Source organism: Streptomyces sp. IBSBF 3136, assembly GCF_036815105.1.
In the GTDB taxonomy this organism is placed as follows: domain Bacteria; phylum Actinomycetota; class Actinomycetes; order Streptomycetales; family Streptomycetaceae; genus Streptomyces.
In genome coordinates this window covers 1-18763 of record NZ_JAJSZC010000155.1, presented here as the reverse complement: position 1 = coordinate 18763, position 18763 = coordinate 1, and the positions used below count along the sequence as shown (strand labels likewise).

16 protein-coding genes and 1 pseudogene are annotated in these 18763 nt (G+C 70.6%); 4 read left to right on the top strand and 13 right to left on the bottom strand.

What is annotated here, in order from left to right:
• The coding region (locus V7E45_RS27670; protein ID WP_333776925.1) for a sensor histidine kinase at nt 1-1733 on the top strand (1733 nt) is incomplete at its 5' end.
• On the top strand, nt 1730-2410 hold the full coding sequence (locus V7E45_RS27665; RefSeq protein WP_333776924.1) for a response regulator: 681 nt from the start codon (nt 1730-1732) through the stop codon (nt 2408-2410). The genes V7E45_RS27670 and V7E45_RS27665, both read left to right, overlap by 4 nt.
• Before the next feature lie 50 nt (nt 2411-2460).
• On the opposite strand, the gene V7E45_RS27660 is transcribed toward V7E45_RS27665, so the two are convergent.
• From V7E45_RS27660 to V7E45_RS27650, 3 genes are all read right to left on the bottom strand, one after another.
• Entirely contained in the window at nt 2461-3519 is a 1059-nt protein-coding gene (locus V7E45_RS27660; protein ID WP_333776923.1) for an ABC transporter substrate-binding protein, read from the bottom strand.
• 100 nt (nt 3520-3619) lie between these two features.
• Complete coding sequence (locus V7E45_RS27655) at nt 3620-4483, bottom strand: ABC transporter permease (protein ID WP_333776922.1); 864 nt, start codon at nt 4481-4483, stop codon at nt 3620-3622.
• Entirely contained in the window at nt 4473-5288 is an 816-nt protein-coding gene (locus V7E45_RS27650; RefSeq protein WP_319145709.1) for an ABC transporter ATP-binding protein, read from the bottom strand. The genes V7E45_RS27655 and V7E45_RS27650 overlap by 11 nt, the downstream gene beginning before the upstream one ends.
• A 159-nt stretch (nt 5289-5447) precedes the next feature.
• Between V7E45_RS27650 and V7E45_RS27645 the strand changes: the two genes are divergently transcribed.
• On the top strand, nt 5448-6140 hold the full coding sequence (locus tag V7E45_RS27645; RefSeq protein WP_333776921.1) for a response regulator: 693 nt from the start codon (nt 5448-5450) through the stop codon (nt 6138-6140).
• A 101-nt stretch (nt 6141-6241) separates the two neighbouring features.
• Here the strand turns inward: V7E45_RS27645 and V7E45_RS27640 are convergent, their stop codons facing one another.
• From V7E45_RS27640 to V7E45_RS27615, 6 genes are all read right to left on the bottom strand, one after another.
• Nucleotides 6242-7828, bottom strand: a complete 1587-nt coding sequence (locus V7E45_RS27640) for a solute symporter family protein (protein ID WP_333776920.1) — start codon at nt 7826-7828, stop codon at nt 6242-6244.
• Nucleotides 7825-8376, bottom strand: a complete 552-nt coding sequence (locus V7E45_RS27635; RefSeq protein WP_333776919.1) for a DUF485 domain-containing protein — start codon at nt 8374-8376, stop codon at nt 7825-7827. The genes V7E45_RS27640 and V7E45_RS27635 overlap by 4 nt, the downstream gene beginning before the upstream one ends.
• Before the next feature lie 68 nt (nt 8377-8444).
• Entirely contained in the window at nt 8445-9128 is a 684-nt protein-coding gene (locus V7E45_RS27630; protein ID WP_333776918.1) for a response regulator transcription factor, read from the bottom strand.
• Complete coding sequence (locus V7E45_RS27625) at nt 9125-10276, bottom strand: sensor histidine kinase (RefSeq protein ID WP_333776917.1); 1152 nt, start codon at nt 10274-10276, stop codon at nt 9125-9127. Before V7E45_RS27625 ends, V7E45_RS27630 begins: the two co-directional genes overlap by 4 nt.
• A complete protein-coding gene (locus V7E45_RS27620) occupies nt 10273-10806 on the bottom strand; it encodes a DUF1453 domain-containing protein (RefSeq protein WP_333776916.1) in 534 nt (177 codons plus the stop codon). The genes V7E45_RS27625 and V7E45_RS27620 overlap by 4 nt, the downstream gene beginning before the upstream one ends.
• A gap of 241 nt (nt 10807-11047) precedes the next feature.
• Nucleotides 11048-13171, bottom strand: coding sequence for a DNA gyrase/topoisomerase IV subunit B (locus V7E45_RS27615; protein WP_333776915.1), 2124 nt, complete (start codon nt 13169-13171; stop codon nt 11048-11050).
• A gap of 438 nt (nt 13172-13609) precedes the next feature.
• Between V7E45_RS27615 and V7E45_RS27610 the strand changes: the two genes are divergently transcribed.
• Entirely contained in the window at nt 13610-13840 is a 231-nt protein-coding gene (locus tag V7E45_RS27610; RefSeq protein ID WP_094216432.1) for a DUF7455 domain-containing protein, read from the top strand.
• Between the two features lie 97 nt (nt 13841-13937).
• Here the strand turns inward: V7E45_RS27610 and V7E45_RS27605 are convergent, their stop codons facing one another.
• The 4 genes and pseudogenes from V7E45_RS27605 to V7E45_RS27590 form a co-directional block, all read right to left on the bottom strand.
• The gene (locus tag V7E45_RS27605; RefSeq protein ID WP_333776914.1) at nt 13938-14840 is read right to left on the bottom strand and encodes a serine protease; all 903 of its coding nucleotides are present in this window, start codon (nt 14838-14840) and stop codon (nt 13938-13940) included.
• A 122-nt stretch (nt 14841-14962) separates the two neighbouring features.
• The gene (locus V7E45_RS27600; RefSeq protein ID WP_333776913.1) at nt 14963-16507 is read right to left on the bottom strand and encodes an RNA polymerase sigma factor; all 1545 of its coding nucleotides are present in this window, start codon (nt 16505-16507) and stop codon (nt 14963-14965) included.
• Nucleotides 16508-16943: 436 nt separating this feature from the next.
• Complete coding sequence (locus V7E45_RS27595; protein WP_333776912.1) at nt 16944-17831, bottom strand: FadR/GntR family transcriptional regulator; 888 nt, start codon at nt 17829-17831, stop codon at nt 16944-16946.
• 162 nt (nt 17832-17993) lie between these two features.
• Nucleotides 17994-18763: pseudogene (locus tag V7E45_RS27590) on the bottom strand (ABC transporter); the annotation flags it as partial.

The following is an 18763-nucleotide window of genomic DNA, read 5'->3' as shown; positions in this document are numbered from 1 at the left end:
CCCCCCCGCCCCCCGCCCGCCGCCTGCGCCTGGGACTGCCCCGGCGGGTGTTCTCACAGGTGCTGCTGATGCAGGTGGCGATCGCCGCGGGGGTCGCGGTCCTCGCGACCGGGCTCTTCCTTGCCCCGCTGAGCGAACAGCTCGACCAGGAGGCGATGCGCCGGGCCCTGGCCATCGCCCGGACCACCGCGCAGGACCCGCAGATCGCCGAGGGCGTCCTGACCACCCCGCCGACGCGCGACGGCCCCGTGCAGCGGGAGGCGGAGCGGATCCGGCACGCCACGGACGCCGAGTACATCGTGGTGCTGGACCGACGGAAGATCCGCTGGTCGCACCCCACCCCGGGCCGGATCGGCGGCCCCGTCTCCACCGACCCCGGCGAGGCCCTGGCCGGCCGGGAGGTCATGGAGATCGACCAGGGCACCCTGGGCCGCTCCGCGCGCGGCAAGGTGCCCCTGTACGACGCCCACCACCGGATCGTCGGCGCGGTCTCGGTCGGCATCGCCTACGACAGCGTCCGGGCCCGGCTGCTGCACGCGATCCCGGGGCTGTTCGCCTACGCCGGAGGTGCCCTCGCGGTGGGTGCGCTGGCCGCGTGGCTGATCTCCCGCCGGGTCCAGCGGCAGACCCGGGACCTGGCCTTCTCCGACATCTCGGCACTGCTCTCCGAGCGCGAGGCGATGCTGCACGGCATCCGGGAGGGCGTCGTCGCGCTCGACCGCGGCGGCCGGGTCCGTCTGCTCAACGACGAGGCGCGGAGGTTGCTGGGGATCGGCGACGAGGCCATCGGCAGGTCCCCCGACGAGGCACTGGGCGCGGGCCGCACGACGGACGTCCTGGCCGGCCGGGTGACGGGTACCGACCTGCTGACCGTGCGCGGCCAGCGCGTCCTGGTCGCCAACCGCATGCCCACGGACGACGGCGGTGCCGTGGCCACCCTGCGCGACCGCACCGAGCTGGAGCGGCTGGGCCGCGAACTCGACTCCACGCGGGGCCTGATCGACGCCCTGCGGGCGCAGGACCACGAGCACGCCAACCGCATGCACACCCTGCTCGGCCTGCTGGAGCTGGAGATGTACGACGACGCCGTGGAGTTCGTCGGCGAGGTCGTCGGGGACCACCGGGCCACCGCCGAACAGGTCACCGAGAAGATCCAGGACCCGCTGCTCGCCGCCCTGCTGGTCGGCAAGGCGACGGTCGCGGCCGAACGGGCGGTCGCCCTGTGGGTGTCGGAGGACACCTGGCTCCCGGATCGGCTGATCGACCCACGGGGGCTGGTCACGGTCGTCGGCAACCTCGTGGACAACGCGCTCGACGCGGTCGCCGGCACTCCGCACGCGCGCGTGGAGGTCGAGTTGCGCACCGAGGGCCGTACGGTCGTGCTGCGCGTGCGCGACACCGGGCCCGGGATACCCGAGGACCGGCGCGAGCTGGTCTTCACGGAGGGGTGGTCCACCAAGAAGCCGCCCGCGCACGGCAAGCGCGGCCTGGGACTCTCCCTGGTGCGCCGGCTCGCCGAGCGGCAGGGCGGCGGCGCCACGGTGGGCGCCGCGGCCGGCGGGGGCGCGGAGTTCACCGTCGTCCTGCCCGAGGCGCTGGCCGAGGCCGTGCACGAGGCCGTGGACGGAGCCATGAACGAAGTCGCGGCCGAGCCGGAGTCGCGCCCCGCCCCCGGCGGTCCCGGGGCGGCTTCCGGGGACGTCCACGCCGCTGCCGAGGAGGAGGCGCGATGATCGAGGTCCTGGTCGTGGACGACGACGTGCGGGTCGCCCGGGTCAACGCCGCCTACGTCGAGAAGGTCCCCGGGTTCCGGGTGTCCGGCCAGGCGCACAACGCGGCCGAGGCGCTGTGCCTGCTGGAGACGCTGCCGCGGCTCGACCTGGTCCTGCTGGACCACCACCTGCCCGACGACACCGGGATCGCGGTCGTGCGGGAGATGCGCCGACGGGGCCATCAGACCGACGTGATCATGGTGACGGCCGCCCGGGACGTGTCGACCGTCCAGGCGGCCATGCGGCACGGCGCCCTGCAGTACCTGGTCAAGCCGTTCGCCTTCAGCGGGCTGCGGGCCAAGCTGGAGGCGTACGCCGAGCTGCGCCGCGCCCTGGACGGCGGCGGCGAGGTCGGACAGGCCGAGGTGGACCGCATGTTCGGTGTCCTGTCCGCGCCGTCGGCTCCGGGACTGCCCAAGGGCCACTCCCCCACCACCGCCGAGCTGGTGCGCCGGTCCCTGACGGGCGCGGAGGGGCCGCTGTCCGCCCAGGAGATCGCCGAGCGCACGGGCCTGAGCAGGCAGACCGCCCAGCGCTATCTCAAGCTCATGGAGCGCACCGGCCGGGCCCGGCTGAGCCTCAAGTACGGCGACGCGGGCCGCCCGGAACACCGTTACGTGTGGGCGACCCGCATCTGAGCGGAACCGTTCCTGCTTGCGGGGCCTCCTTGGCTGCCTTCCGCGGCTGCCTACTTGGCGGCGTCTACGAACTCCGTCGTGTAGGTCTTGCTCAGGTCCACCTTGGCGTTCTTGATGTTCGGGTTGAACGCCTTGAGGACCTTCTCGACGGTCTCCGGACCCTTCGCGGGCATAACGCCGTCCTTGGTGAACATCGGCAGCGTGGCCTTGATCGCCTCGGCGTAGAGCTTCTTGTTGCCCTGGGAGTAGTCCGCGGGCATCTTGGCCGCGATCTCGTCGGCGCTGTGGGTGGACATCCACTTGAGCGTCTTGACGAACGCGTTGGTCAGCTTCTGGACGGTGTCCTTGTGACCGTTGACCCAGTCCGTCTGCATGTACAGGCTCGACGACGGGTACGGGCCGCCCAGCGCCTTCTGCGAACCCTCGGGGGTGCGCATGTCGAGGAGGATCTTGCCGGCCTTCTTGTCCAGGATGGTCGCGACGGTCGGGTCCGTCGTCATACCGGCGTCGATCGAGCCCTGCTGCAGCGCCGAGATGAACGTCGGCCCAGCGCCGACCGCGACCGGGCTGAACTCGCTGACCTGCACGCCGTTCTTGACGGCGAGGTACTTGGTGAGGAAGTCGGTCGAGGAGCCGAGGCCGGTGATGCCGAGCTTCTTGCCCTTGAAGTCCTTCGGCGAGCTGATGTCGCCCGCCTTCTTGGTGGAGACGACCTCCACCTCGCCGGGAGCGTGCGAGAACTGCACGACGGACTCGACCGACTTGCCCTTCGTCTGCAGGTCGAGGGTGTGGTCGTAGAAGCCGACAGCGCCCTGGACCTGGCCGGAGACGAGCGCGGTCTCGGCCTGGACGCCGGCGGGCTCGCTGAGGAGTTCCACGTCGAGGCCCTCGGCGTCGAAGAACCCGAGCCGCTGGGTCAGCATCGCCGGCATGTAGATGACCTTGTCCAGGCCACCGACCATGATCTTGACCTTCGTCCCGTTGCCGCCGCCCTTGCTGCCGGCGTCGGCGGAGGTGCTGCTCGACGCGTCGTTGGCGCAGGCGGTCAGCGAGGTGAGGGCGAGCAGTCCGGAGACGGCGAGCGAGGCGTATCTGGCGGTCTTGCGCATGGCGGTTCACGTCCTTGTGAGATGGCGGTGCGGGGTGGGGACGGGGGTGACGGGATGACCGGTGGCACCCGGCTCGCGAGCGGCGCCGGGCGGGCCGGGCTCAGCTGCCGGAGTTGGCCGGCTTCCACCGGAAGATGCGGTGCTCGGCGAAGGTCAGCAGGCCCTCGGCGACCAGGGCGACGGCCGCGAGGATGACCATCGCGGCGTAGACGCCTGCCGCGTTGAAGGTGCCCTGGGACTGGGCGACGAGCAGGCCGATGCCCTCGGTGGCGCCGATGTACTCGCCGACGATGGCGCCGATGAGGGCGAAGCCGAAGCTGACGTGGAGGCTGGTGAAGATCCACGAGGTCGCCGACGGGATGACCACCTGAAGGGTCACGCGGCGGTCGCTCGCACCGAGGATCCGGGCGTTGGAGACCAGGTTGCGGTCCACCTCGCGGGCGCCTTGGAAGGCGTTGAAGAACACCGGGAAGAACACCAGCACCACGGCCGACGCGACCTTGGAGGCGGGGCCGAGACCGAACCAGATCACGAAGATCGGGGCCAGGACGATCCTGGGGATGGAGTTGAGCACCTTGATGTAGGGGCCGAGGACATCGGCGAGGAAGGCGATCCGGCCCAGCGCGATACCGCAGACCACACCGGCGACGACACCGAAGCCCCAGCCGAGCAGGGCCTCCTGCAACGTGGCCCAGATCTGCTCCCCCAGCGAGCCCTGCGCCGTCCCGTGCATCACCCAGGTGCTGATCTGGTCCCAGATCTTCGAGGGCATCGAGAAGTTGAACGGATCGATGATCTCCGCTCGCGACAGCGCTTCCCACAGGCCGAGAACGGCCACCAGGAGCAGCACCCGGGCGGCGTTGACCACCACCTTGCGCCTGCGGGCGGCCTGGGCCCGCGACTGCGCGCGGTCCGGGGCCTTCACCGTGTCGACGACCGGCGTGCTGATGACCTCAGGCGACATTGGCGGCGCCCCTCTCGCGGGTGATGCGGACCTCTTCGCCGAGGGACTCCCAGATCTCGCGGTAGATCTCGATGAACCGGGGTTCCAGACGCACCGCCTCGACCTTGCGCGGCCGGGGCAGGTCGATGTCGAAGACCTGCTTGACCGTCGCGGGCCCGGCGGTCATCACGACGACCTTGTCGGCCAGCGCGATGGACTCCTCCAGGTCGTGGGTGACGAAGACGACGGAGGCGCCCGTGCCCTCCCACAGCTCCAGCAGCTCGTCCGACATCAGCGCCCGGGTCTGCACGTCGAGCGCCGAGAACGGCTCGTCCATCAGCAGGATCTCGGGGTCGTTGACGAAGGTCGCGGCGAGGGCGACGCGCTTGCGCTGACCGCCGGAGAGCTGGTGCGGGTAGCGGTCCTCGAAGGCCGCGAGACCGACCCGGGCCAGCCACTCACGGGCCTTCTCCTTGGCCTCCGCCTTCGGCACGCCCCGGAAACGCGGGCCGGCCATCACGTTGGACAGGACCGTCCGCCAGGGGAAGGTGGCGTCCTGCTGGAAGACGAACCCGACCTTGCCGCCGACGCCGTCGACCGGCTCACCGGCCACCAGCACCTCGCCCTCGGTGGGCTCCTCCAGGCCGCTGACCAGGGTCAGCGTGGTGGACTTCCCACAGCCGGTCGGTCCGACGACGGCGACGAACTCGCCGCGCCGCACGGTGAGGTCGAGATTCCGGACAGCCGTGTGCAGACCCCCCGACGGGGTCCTGAAGGTCTTGCTCGCGCCCCGTAGCTCGATGGCGGGGCTGGTGTCTGCGCTCATGGCCCGGGACGGTAGGTGTGGCCCCGGCCACAGCAGCAGTCTTGTGAGCACAAGCCGTTCTTTTGCTCGCAACCACCTGTTGTGCTCATTTTGCTCGCGCTACAACTGCGGAGCACGTAACACGGGCTTAACGCTCGCCGGCCTTGAAGGAGAGGCCTGATGATTGACGTCCTGGTCGTGGACGACGACTTCCGCGTCGCAGAGATAAACGCAAAATACGTGGGCAAGGTTCCCGGCTTCCGGGTGACCGCCCGCGCGCACAGCGCCGCCCAGGCGCTGGCCACGGTCGAACGCGGCGCCGTCGACCTCGTTCTGCTCGACCACTACCTGCCGGACGAGACCGGCCTGGACCTCGTCCACCGCATGCGCGAAAGGGGCCACGGCACCGACGTCATCATGATCACAGCGGCCAGCGACGTGACGACCGTGCAGCGGGCGATGCGCCTGGGCGCCCTGCACTACCTGGTCAAACCCTTCACCTTCGCCGCCCTGCGCACCCGCCTGGACTCCTACGCGGCGCTGCGCCGCACCGTGGACCGGGTGGGCGGCCGGGGTCTGACCGGACAGGAACAGGTCGACCGGATCTTCGGCGCCCTGCGCACCTCCCCCGCGCCGTCCGCGCCGGGTCTGCCCAGCGGCCACACGGAGCCCACCTCGGACCTCATCTGCGGAGTGCTGCACCACGCGGAACACCCGCTGTCGGCCCACGAGGTGGCCACCAGGACCGGGCTGAGCCGCTCCACCGCCCAGCGTTACCTCCGGCACCTGGAGCAGGCGGGCCGCCTCCGCCTCTCCCTGAAGTACGGCGACACCGGCCGCCCCGAGCACCGCTACGCGTGGGTGGCGCCCTGACACGGCCGCGGGGGCGCACACGGTCGGACAGCCGGCCGTCCCCCGGTCCGCGGGAGAGGTCGGGAGCGGCCTGACGGCTCAGGTCGGGAGCGGCCGACGGCTCAGACGGCTCCCGCGCCCGTCAGCGACCGCACCTCGGTCTCGGCGTACTTGGCCTCGTCCGCGACCTCGTCCGAGGTGACCGTGCCCAGCCAGCCCGCGACGAAGCCGAGCGGGATGGAGACGAGGCCCGGGTTCTGCAGCGGGAAGTACTGGAAGTCGACGCCAGGGAAGAGCGAACCGGGGCTGCCCGACACCACCGGGGACAGCAGCACGAGAACGAGCGCGGGAACCAGCCCCCCGTACACGGCCCACACCGCACCGCGCGTCGTGAAGGAGCGCCAGAACAGCGAGTACAGCAGCACCGGCAGGTTCGCCGACGCGGCCACGGCGAAGGCGAGGCCCACGAGGAATGCGACGTTGAGGTCCCGGGCCAGCAGCCCCAGCGCGATCGCCACGACGCCGATACCGACCGCCGCGAAGCGCGCCACCGTCACCTCACTGCGGACCTTGCTGTGCGACCGGCGCAGCGACGCGTAGAGGTCGTGCGCCACCGAGGCCGAGGAGGCGAGGGTGATCCCGGCGACGACCGCGAGGATCGTGGCGAAGGCGACGGCGGCGACGACCGCGAACAGCACCGTGCCCCCGGTGGAGCCGGCACCGCCACCCAGGTCGAGGGCGAGGAGGGGCATCGCCGTGTTCCCGTTCGACGGGGCGAGGGCATCCGGTCCCACGACGGCCGCGGCTCCGAAGCCGAGGACGATCGTCATCAGGTAGAAGCCGCCGATGAGTCCGATGGACCAGACCGTCGAACGGCGGGCCGCCCGCGCGGTCGGCACGGTGTAGAAGCGGGACAGGATGTGCGGCAGGCCCGCCGTGCCCAGCACCAGCGCAAGCCCCAGGCTGATGAAGTCGAGGCGGGCGGTCCAGTTCCCGCCGTACTTCAGCCCCGGCGCCAGGAACGCGTTCCCGTGGCCGCTGTGCTGCGCGGCCGTGAGCAGCAGCCGGTCGAAGTCGCCGTGGAAACGCACCAGGACCAGCACGGTCAGCGCCACCGTCCCGCTCAGCAGCAGCACCGCCTTCACGATCTGGATCCAGGTGGTGGCCCGCATGCCGCCCAACGACACATAGATCACCATCAGGGCCCCCACCCCGATGACGGCCCACGCCTGCGCGGCACCGCTGGTGCGCCCCAGCAGCAGCGCCACCAGGCTCCCCGCGCCGACCATTTGCGCCACCAGGTACAGAACGGACACGGTGACGGAGGACGTTCCCGCCGCGATCCGCACCGGCCGCTCGCTCATCCGCGCGGCGATCACGTCGGCCAGGGTGAACCGCCCGCAGTTGCGGACCAGTTCCGCCACCAGGAACAGCACGACCAGCCAGGCCACGAGGAATCCCACCACGTACAGCATGCCGTCGTAGCCGTACAGGGCGATGAGCCCGGTGACCCCGAGGAACGAGGCGGCGGACATGTAGTCGCCCGCGATGGCAAAACCATTTTCCATCGGGGAGAAGAGCCGACCCCCCGCGTAGAACTCCTCGGCCGAGCCGTGCCGCCTGCGGCTCACCCATGTCGTGATCCCCAGCGTGACGGCCACGAACAGGCTGAACAGCAGCAGCGCGAGGGTCTGGTGCGTGCCGGTCACGAGGCGCCTCCGCGTGCTCCGCGCGTCAGTTCCTGGGTGTCCCAGCGCAGCTCCAGCGCGGCCCGGTCCCGGCGCAGCCGCGCATGCCGTGCGTAGGCCCAGGTGAGCAGGAACGTGGTGAGGAACTGGCCGAGCCCCGCCACCATCGCCACGTTGACCGCGCCGACCACCGGGCGGGCCATGAAGCCGGGCGCGGTGGTCGCGGTGACCACGTACCCGAAGTACCAGAGGAGGAACGCGGTGACGCCCGGGACGACGAACCCCCGGTACCTGCCCCGCACTTCCTGGAATGCCTCGCTGCGCTGCACCTCGACGTAGACGTCACGGGCGTGGACGCCCGCTCCGTCCCTTTCCGTGCGCGCGGCCGGTACGGCCGCTTTCGCGGGCGTGCCGGCGCCGTCCGACTCGCCCCAGCCGGAGGCCAGCGCGTCGTACCAGGGGTCCTCGTACCTCACGTCGCGGGAAGCCTCGCCGAGCTCTTCCTGACGCTCGGCCGGACTCCCGGAACCATCACCGGCTCCATGGGCACGACCATTGCTTGACTGCATGCCCAAGGATGGACAGACCGGGAACATCCATGACTCTTCTTCTCCGACTCTTCACCCCAAAAGGTGACTCATTTCGCGGGTGGCCACACCAGTCCCTTCGCATAGGCGTAACGCACCGCCTGCGCCCGGTCCTTGAGGCCCGTCTTGGCGAAGAGGTTGTTGATGTGCGTCTTCACCGTGGCGGTGGAGACGTGCAGCTTGCGGGCGATCTCCTGGTTGCTCAGACCCTCGGCGATCAGCACCAGGACCTCGGTCTCCCGGGCGGTCAGGCCGTCGGGAGTCTCCGTCGCGGCCGGCTCGGGTTCGGGCTGCGACAGCCGTTCCAGCAACCGGCGCTGGATGCTCGGCGACAGTCCCGCGTCGCCCGACAGGACGCTCTCCACGGCCCGCACGATCTCGTCACCGCCGGCGTCCTTGGTGAGGTACCCCCGGGCTCCCGCGCGCAGCGCGGGGAACAGCGACTCGTCGTCCGCGAAGGTGGTGAGCACCACGACCTGGGTGCCGGGGTACCGCGCCCGGATCCGCCGCGTGGCCTCCACCCCGTCGCAGCGGGGCATCCTCAGGTCCATCAGGACCACGTCCGGCGCGAGTTCCCCGACCAGTCGTACGGCCTCCTCGCCGTCGCCGGCGGCACCCACGACCTCGACACCGGGCAGCAGCCCGAGCAGCATCACGATGCCTTCCCTGACCACGGTCTGGTCATCGGCGACCACCACCCGCGCGGGCTTCTTCTCCCCTTCCGTCCGCGTCATACGGGCACCTTCAGCGTCACCACGAACCCCTCCTCGTACGGCCCGGCGTCCAGGGAGCCGCCCAGCAGTTCGGCGCGCTCCCGCATCCCGAGCAGACCGTACCCGCCGCCGGCCGCGGTGAGTTCGCGCGGCCGACCGCCCGAATCCCGCACATCCAGCGTCACTTGGTGCTCGCCGTAGTCGAGCCGCAGGTGCACCCGGGCGCCGTGGGCGTGCTTGCGGACGTTCGTCAGCGCCTCCTGCGCCACTCGGCGCACGGCCTGGGACACCTCGGCCGACAGGGGCTTGCGCTCACCCGTGACGGTGACGTCGGCGCCGTCGGCGGCGCCGACGAGTTCACCCAGGAAGTCCTCCAGCGGAGTCAGGTCGCCCCGCAGCGCTGACAGGGCATGCCGGGTCTCGGCGAGGCCGTCGCGGGCCATGCCCCGGGCCGCGACGACGCGCTCCAGGATCTGCTCCCGGTCGGCGCCGCGCTCGATCAGCAGCCTGGCCGCCTCCAGGTGCACCAGCTGTGCCGAGAGGCTGTGGGCCAGCACGTCGTGGATCTCCCGGGCGATCCGGGTCCGCTCGGCCAGCGCCGCGGACTCCGCCTCGGCGGCTCTCGCGGCCCGCTCCTGGGCGAGCAGTCGCTGGGCGCTGCCCCGGGCCTCGGCGTCCAGCCGCAGCACGTACCCGGCGAGGGCCATGCCCGCCACCGTGGCAGCCGTGGTCAGCCAGACGTCGTTGTTGAACGCGGAGTACGAGGCCAGTGCCACGGACGTCACGGGCAGCGCGGCGCCGAGCGGCAGCCGTTCCAGGGCGGAGATCCCGCAGCCGCACCAGATCATCAGAGCCGGCCCCTGGAATCCCGTGGCCTGGGCCGCGACCGCGATGCCCAGCAGGACGCCCATGAGCACCAGGGAGGACATCAGCCGGTGTTCGTAGGTGGTGCGGAAGAAGGCCCAGGAGACCACGGCGGCCAGCACGACCGCCGCCGAGGCCGCCAGCGCGCCCCAGACGCCGACGTGCTTGTGGGTGAACGCAGCCCACAGGAGCAGGGCGAGCACCACGACTCTGATGGCCCAGGCGAGCAGACGCCGGGGCCGGGGGGTCCCGGCGCGGCCGAGCGCTTCCCGCGACGGCCAGCGTGTCCACGCGCTCTCCGTCACACGCCCTCCTTCCACGCCGCCCGCATGTCGGCACCGTACGCCGGGGCCGGGCGGCCCGCGGAGGCGCTCGCGGTGGCGACCGACCGGGCCCGCCAGGTCAGGATCCCGACGCGGACCAGCAGGGTGCCGGCGAGGCTGAGCATGAGGGCCGAGCTGTGCTGATGCACACCGGAGGCGGCGCCCAGGGCGAAGAGGCCGGCTCGCACGCCTATGCCGACGAGCCACACGCCGACACTGGCCCTGGTGCTCTTCGTCCACAGGACGCCGTCCGGTGCGGTCCAGAGCCGGGTGGTCCAGGCCCAGCCGGCACCCGTGGCGAGGCCGATGAGCACCTCCGCGGCGAGCAGCGCTGCGGATCCTGCGCGATGGTGGGCGTCGAGTATGCCGGGCTCGCGCAGCGCCACCACCGCGAGGATCACGGGCAGCACCCACCAGCGCCGGTCGGTGTCGAGTGCGCGGGCGCGGAACTGGCGGACGATGACCACGGCCGCGACCGCCACGATCACCGACGCGTTGACGAGCCCGGACATCGCAGCCTCCGTGAGCGACAAGGTGGTGTCGGAAGCGAGTGCTGCCGACGCCTTCGAAGGTACGGAAACGCGCAGGCCACGGGATCGGAGCGAGGGTGGATCACGGGTGGAACCCGCACCCCGGCCGTCTCCACCCACGGGTGGAGCCGCACCGGAGCGGGGTCCGGAACGGCGTCGTCCGGCCGGTCCGCTCCGAACGAGGGGACCGGCCGGACGGCCGGACGAAAGATCCGCGCGGCGACTAGGCGTCGATGCGCGAGCGGTCCAGGGTCGCCGCCGAGCTGGAGATGAACTCCTTGCGGGGCGCCACGTCGTTGCCCATGAGCAGGTCGAAGACCTGTTCGGCGGCCTCCAGGTCGGAGAGGTTGATCCGGCGCAGGGTGCGGTGGCGCGGGTCCATCGTGGTCTCTGCCAGCTGGTCGGCGTCCATCTCGCCCAGACCCTTGTAGCGCTGGATGGAGTCCTTGTACCGGATGCCCTTGCTCTGGAACTCCATGAGCTTGTCGCGCAGGTCGCGGTCGGAGTACGTGTAGACGTACTTGTCCTGGCCCTTCCTCGGCTGGACGAGCTCGATGCGGTGCAGCGGCGGCACCGCGGCGAAGACCCGGCCCGCCTCGACCATGGGCCGCATGTAGCGCTGGAACAGCGTGAGCAGCAGGCAGCGGATGTGGGAGCCGTCCACGTCGGCGTCGGTCATCATGATGATCTTGCCGTAGCGGGCCGCGTCGATGTCGAAGGTACGGCCCGAGCCCGCTCCTATGACCTGGATGATCGCGCCGCACTCGGCGTTCTTGAGCATGTCGGTCACCGACGACCGCTGCACGTTGAGGATCTTGCCCCGGATCGGCAGCAGGGCCTGGAACTCGGAGTTACGGGCCAGCTTCGCCGTACCGAGCGCGGAGTCGCCCTCGACGATGAACAGCTCGCTGCGGTCGACGTCGTCACTGCGGCAGTCGGCGAGCTTGGCCGGCAGGGACGACGACTCCAGGGCGGTCTTGCGCCGCTGGGCGTCCTTGTGCTGGCGGGCCGCCACACGGGTGCGGGCGGCGGCGACCACCTTCTCCATCACGACCCGGGCCTGGGCGGCCGCGTCACGCTTGGTGCTGGTCAGGAACGCCTTGAGTTCCTTGGAGATCACGTTGAAGACGATGCGGCGGGCCGCCGAGGTGCCGAGCACCTCCTTGGTCTGCCCCTCGAACTGCGGCTCGGCCAGCCGCACGGTGACGACCGCGGTCAGTCCCTCCAGGGCGTCGTCCTTGACGACGTCGTCCTCGGCCACGCGCAGCAGCTTCTTGGCGCGCAGCATCTCGTTCATCGTCTTGGTGACGGCCTGCTCGAAGCCGGCCACGTGGGTGCCGCCCTTGGGGGTGGCGATGATGTTGACGAACGAGCGCAGGGTGGTGTCGTAGCCGGTGCCCCAGCGCAGCGCCACGTCCACGCCCAGTTCACGGGTGACCTCGGTGGGGGTCATCTGCCCGTGCTCGTCCAGGACCGGGACGGTCTCCTTGAAGGTGCCGTGCCCGGAGAAGCGGAGGACGTCGCACACCGGCTTGTCGCTCGCCAGGTACTCGCAGAACTCGCTGATGCCGCCGTCGAAGCGGAAGGACTCCTCGCCCTTGCTGCCGCCCTCGCCGAGACCGAACTCGTCACGCACGACGATCGTCAGGCCCGGCACCAGGAAGGCGGTCTGCCGGGCGCGCTGGTGCAGGTTCTCCAGGGAGAGCTTGGCGTCCTTGAGGAAGATCTGCCGGTCGGCCCAGTACCGCACGCGCGTGCCGGTACGGGTCTTGGGGATCTTCTTCGTCTTGGCCAGGCCGCTCCCGGCCTCGAACTTCGCTTCCGCGCCGACCCCGCGGAACGCGCCCGGCACACCGCGCCGGAAGCTGATGGCGTGGGTATGACCGCTGCGGTCCACCTCGACGTCGAGGCGGGCCGAGAGCGCGTTGACCACGGAGGCGCCGACGCCGTGCAGACCGCCCGAGGCGGCATAGGAGCCGCCACCGAACTTGCCGCCGGCGTGCAGCTTGGTCATGACGACCTCGACGCCGGACAGGCCGGTCTTGGGCTCCACGTCGACGGGGATGCCGCGGCCGTTGTCCCGCACCTCCACGGAGCCGTCGTCGTGGAGGATCACGTCGATGTGGTCGCAATAGCCACCGAGGGCCTCGTCCACGGAGTTGTCGATGATCTCCCACAGGCAGTGCATGAGGCCACGGCTGTCGGTCGAGCCGATGTACATGCCAGGTCGCTTGCGCACCGCCTCGAGGCCCTCGAGGACGAGCAGGTGCCGCGCGGTGTAGTTGGAACCGTCGCGGTCTGCTCCTGCCAGCAGCGCTGTGGACGGCACGGACGTATCGGCGGTCACGCGGTTCGCTCCTCGCTGAATTTCAGGTGACCCCCTTTTGGGTAGGGGGCGGCTTCGGTCGCCGCACAGAGGGTACCGAGCCCTGGTAGAGGCGGTGTAGCGCCACCCTCGTCGGAATCTCAGCCTAGTCCAGACTCGCATGTACGTTCGATCCCTCGATGGAGTGAAGCACACATCACGTTCCCTTGGAGGCATGAACCATTTAGGCTCCGGGCACGTCCTCATGAACAACCGGCAACCCAGCCGGGAGGACCGACATCGAAGACCGCGCGAACCCGTAAGCATTTAAAACACGCAATACGGCACATTCGCCGCCAACCGGCAGCAGACAGCCGCCCCGGAAGATTTTTTCGAGGAAAAGCCACGAGCGGGAACGTTTTCGGGCTGGTTGGATGTTGACCCTGGTACGACAGCTCGTCGAGCTAGAGAAGAGGCGACGTGACTACTGTTCTGACCCCCGCGAGCCCGCTGACGGCCGCCGATCGCTGCGACCGCTGCGGCGCCCAGGCATACCTGCGCGTGGTCCTGCTCAGCGGCGGAGAACTGCTCTTCTGCGCCCACCACGGCCGCAAGTTCGAGCCGGAGCTCAAGAAGATCGCCGCTGAGATACAGGACGAGACGGAGCGGCTCACGACCGCTCCCGGCACCGCCTCAGAGGAAGAGCGCTGAATCTCGCACAACGACGAGCCAGCCCCGGCACAGGCCGGTGAACGGGCGGCCGCTCCCTTCCGGGAGCGACCGCCCGTGCTCATGCCCCCAGGCGCTCTCAGGCGCCTCCTGGGGCCTTCTGCGGGCCTGCGGTGGCCGTCCCGCCGTCCGCCGCCTCGGTGGCCGGCCCGGTGGCCGTCTCCAGGGTGTGCAGGACGTCGGACACGCGGGTGTAGACACCGGGATTCCCGGGGCGCCCGCAGCCGCTCCCCCAGGACACGAGTCCGATCAGCCGCCCCGAGGCGACCAGCGGGCCTCCGCTGTCCCCCTGACAGGCGTCCGGTCCGCCCGCCACCTCTCCGGCGCAGAGCATGGAGCCGGCCCGGTAGGCGCCCTCCGGGCCGCCCGGGTAGGCGCGGGCGCAGCGGTCGTCGGCCAGCACGTGCACGCGTGCCGCGTGCAGATGGCGTGCGTAGGCGCCTCCGCCTGAGGTGTCGCCCCAGCCGGTGACCAGGGCCTTGGTCCCTGCCGTGTACGCGGGGTCGCCCTCCGGTGCCATCGTCACGACGGCGCTGCGCGGCAGCGGTTCGGCGAGCGTGAGCACGCCGAAGTCGCCGGTGTTGGCTTCGGGGTCGTAGTGCGGATTGACGCGGGCTTCCCGGACGTCGATCTCCTGGCCCTCGTCGGCCGCCAGCAGGTCCGTGCGGCCCGCGATGACCTTGAGGTCGCCCACCCGGTTCGGGGGCGCCCCGAGGACGTCGTCGGTGAGGCAGTGGGCCGCGGTGAGCACGGTGGTCCGGGTGACCGCCACACCGCCGCAGAACTGTCCCGCGCGCGTACCCCCGAACCGGTCACGGCTGGAGAGGGCCACGGTCCAGGGGGCCTGGGAGACGTCGATCGGGAAACCCCCGACGACCACGCTGTCGGCGGCCACCGGAGCCGCTCCGGTCAAAGGTATGACGGTCAGGGCGGCCGCCAGCACAAGCGGCCGGATCAGCGCACGGGCAACGGTACGGCGCATGCAAGCTCCTCACTCCGAGGTCGTACTGGGACACCCAGAGTCAGCCACCTCACCGTCACGCGCAGCACGAAGGCCCGGCCCCCACGAGGGGAACCGGGCCTTCGCCGTCGTGCGACCGGGACCTAGTCGAGGTAGTCGCGCAGCACCTGCGAACGCGAGGGGTGACGCAGCTTCGACATGGTCTTGGACTCGATCTGGCGGATGCGCTCACGCGTCACGCCGTACACCTTGCCGATCTCGTCGAGGGTCTTGGGCTGACCGTCGGTGAGGCCGAAACGCATGGAGACGACGCCTGCCTCGCGCTCGGACAGCGTGTCCAGGACCGAGTGCAGCTGCTCCTGTAGAAGCGTGAAGCTGACGGCGTCGGCGGGGACGACGGCCTCGGAGTCCTCGATGAGGTCACCGAACTCGCTGTCACCGTCCTCGCCCAGCGGGGTGTGCAGGGAGATGGGCTCGCGGCCGTACTTCTGGACCTCGATGACCTTCTCGGGAGTCATGTCGAGTTCCTTGGCCAGTTCCTCCGGGGTGGGCTCGCGGCCCAGGTCCTGGAGCATCTGGCGCTGCACGCGCGCGAGCTTGTTGATGACCTCGACCATGTGCACCGGGATACGGATGGTGCGGGCCTGGTCGGCCATGGCGCGGGTGATCGCCTGACGGATCCACCAGGTGGCGTACGTGGAGAACTTGTAGCCCTTGGTGTAGTCGAACTTCTCGACCGCGCGGATCAGACCGAGGTTGCCCTCCTGGATGAGGTCCAGGAAGAGCATGCCGCGGCCGGTGTAGCGCTTGGCCAGGGAGACCACCAGGCGGAGGTTGGCCTCCAGGAGGTGGTTCTTGGCGCGGCGGCCGTCCTCGGCGATGATCTCCAGCTCACGCTTGAGCTTCGGGGCGAGCTTGTCGGCGTTCGCCAGCTTGTCCTCGGCGAACAGACCGGCCTCGATGCGCTTGGCGAGCTCGACCTCCTGCTCGGCGTTGAGCAGCGGGACCTTGCCGATCTGCTTCAGGTAGTCCTTGACCGGGTCGGCCGTGGCGCCGGCGGCCGCGACCTGCTGCGCGGGCGCGTCGTCCTCGTCCTCGTCGGAGAGCACGAAACCAGCGCTCTCGGTGCCCTCGGGCTCGTCGCCGGGCTTGGCGTCCTCGAGGACCTCTTCCTCGATAACCTCGGCGTCGTCCTTCTTGGCGGTGGTCTTCTTGGCCGCCGTCTTCTTGGCGACGGTCTTCTTGGCGACCGCCTTCTTGGCGGTCGTCTTCTTGGCCGCGGCTGCCTTCTTGGCGGGTGCGGCTTCGTCGGCGGGGTCGTCGTCCGACGGGGCGGCGGGTGCGGCGGGGGCCGCCGTGGTCGCGGTGGCCTTCCTGGTGGTCACCGTCTTCGCCGCGACCGTCTTGGTGGCGGTGCGCTTCGCCGGGCTCTTCGCTGCGACGCTCTTTCGGGTGCGCTTGGGCTCTGCTGCACTGACCATCAGCGTCACACCCTCTTCCTCAAGGATCTGGTTGAGGCTGCGCAGTACGTTCTTCCACTGAGTGGCCGGAATCTGGTCAGCTTCGAAGGCCCGACGCACATCGTCGCCGGCGATCTGCCCCTCAGCCTTTCCCCGCTCAATGAGCGCCATGACAGAGACGGACTCGGCGATCTCCGGCGGGAGCGTACGGGATGTGCTGGCCGACACGAACAACCTCTCGGAACGTTGGAAAACGGCTTCCGGCACCGTCCACTGCGGACGAGAGCCGACCACCGGCCTGGGGATGGGCCGACGGAGCGGGCGGGGGCCGGGGAGATGCACAGCGCCTGGTGTGGCGTCCGTATTCCCTCCGCGACTGTCACCTCTTAGGTCATCGCGCTGCTCCCAGGAGCGTTACGCCCAATCTGCGTGGCCCGAGTCACACCCCGTAAGCGGTCAAAAGCGTTCAGACATAGACAGAGGAGGTCGCCGCCGCCGCGTCGGCCGTGACCGCTTCACCGCCCGGCGGCTCGCCGCGCCGCCGGGCCCCGCCGGACTCCCAATGATCCGACGAGGTCCGGCGACGGCCGGTTCCCGGAACCGGCGACGCCATGAGGACCACGAGAACGCGGCACACCGGCGACCGCACCGCCCTCGGTGAGGCTCAGTGCTCGCGCGGGGCGGGCACCACACGCTCCACCTCGGGGAGGACGGTCAGCAGCTGCCGCATGGCCGTCTCCGCCGCCGTGCCGTCGCCGGCGCCGAGGGCGTCGACGATCCGCGCGTGCAGCGCGAGCGAGGTCTCGTTCGGCCGGTCACAGCCCGTGACCGGTCCGCCGGAGACCTGGAGTGCCGCCGAGACGATCCCCGAGAGGTGCTCCAGCATGCGGTTGCCCGCGATCTGGATCAGCAGCGCGTGGAACTCGGTGTCGGCGCGCGAGAAGGTCAGCGCGTCACCCTGCGCCATGGCGTGGCTCATGATCTCCACCACGTCGGACAGGCGCTGCTGCACCTCCTCCCGCCCGTGGCCGGCGGCGAGGCGGGCGGCCAGCGGCTCGATCGTCCAGCGCAGCTCACTGAGCTCGCGGCGCTGGTCGTCGCGCTGCGGCCCGAAGGCCCGCCACTCGATGATGTCCGGGTCCAGCAGGTTCCAGTCGCTGACGGGACGCACGCGCGTACCGACGTTCGGGCGGGCGCTGACGAGGCCCTTGGCCTCCAGGACGCGGAGCGACTCACGGACGACGGTGCGGGAGACCTCGAAGCGCTGGCCGATCTCCTCCGGCACCAGCGGGCGGTCCGCGCCCAGGTCACCCGAGACGATCATCTGACCAAGCTGCTGTACGAGTTGGCCGTGCAGGCCGCGGCCGCGGCTGCCCGTGGCGCGCCGGCCCACGCGGCCCAGCTCGGTTTCCCCTCCGTCCCAGACGGGTGCTCCTACGCGGTCGGCCACGGGAGCCTCGGCGTAGGGGTAGCGGTCGAGTTCGCCCGGGCCGACCAGACTGGAGTCTGAGGAGCGGGCGGCGGTCATCATGGTGTGCGCAAGGGTACTCACGCATCCTTTGTCGGCGTCGCTTCCAACTCCCTTGAGGTCTTTGGTGAAAAGCACACGAAAGGGTGATCGCTCACCGCATCGCAATTGACGCCTTATCGGAAAGAAACGGCCTTTCTCCGGGGAGTTGTGCGCACAGCCTGACCGGAAGCGTGCGGAAGGCCGTCATCGGGCCCTGGCGCGCAGTGTGGTGGTCAAGTACGCGCAGAGCAGTGCCGTCAGCGACAACGTCATTGCCCCACCGACGGGTTGGGCGACCACCCGTACCGTCGCGAGCAGGTATCTCTCGCCTCCGAAGGGCCACTGGAGCAGCAGGAGTTCCCGCATCCGTGCCGGCAGGCCCGCCGCCATCCGCACCGTGGAACCTCCCAGCGTCAGGTGGACGGCGGGCACGACGAGGACGGGTACGGCGAGCACGGCGGCGAGCCCCGCCGTGGCGGACCGGAAGACCCCTGCCGCCAGGACCCCGGCCCAGGCGCACCCGGTCACAAGACCGAACCAACTCACGGTCGACGAGAGCCAGTCCGGGGGAACTTGTGTCAGCTCCCGCCCGTAGACGAGGTAGAGCATTTCGGCGTCGCAGCCCAGGGTGAGGAAGGCCAGCATCAGGGCGGTGGCTCCGGAGACGAGGAGTTTCGCGGTGAGCAGCCCCAGCCGGCGGGGCACGGTGCCGCGGTCGGCCGCCAGCGCGGGGTGGCGGAACTCGTCCCCGAAGGCCAGCGCGCCGAGCAGTCCAGCGGCGAGCGCCGTGGGCGGCAGCGGCAGTTCTCGCGGCCATGCGGCGAAGAGGCGCTCCTGCGGGGTGTGACCGAGCCGCGCCAGGATCACGGCGGTGATCGCGGAAATCACCAGCGCGGCACCGCAGGTGAGGAAGCCGGTGCCGATCCCGACCGCGCGCCGCAGCTCGTAGCGCAGGGGGCGCAGGGGGCTGGGGG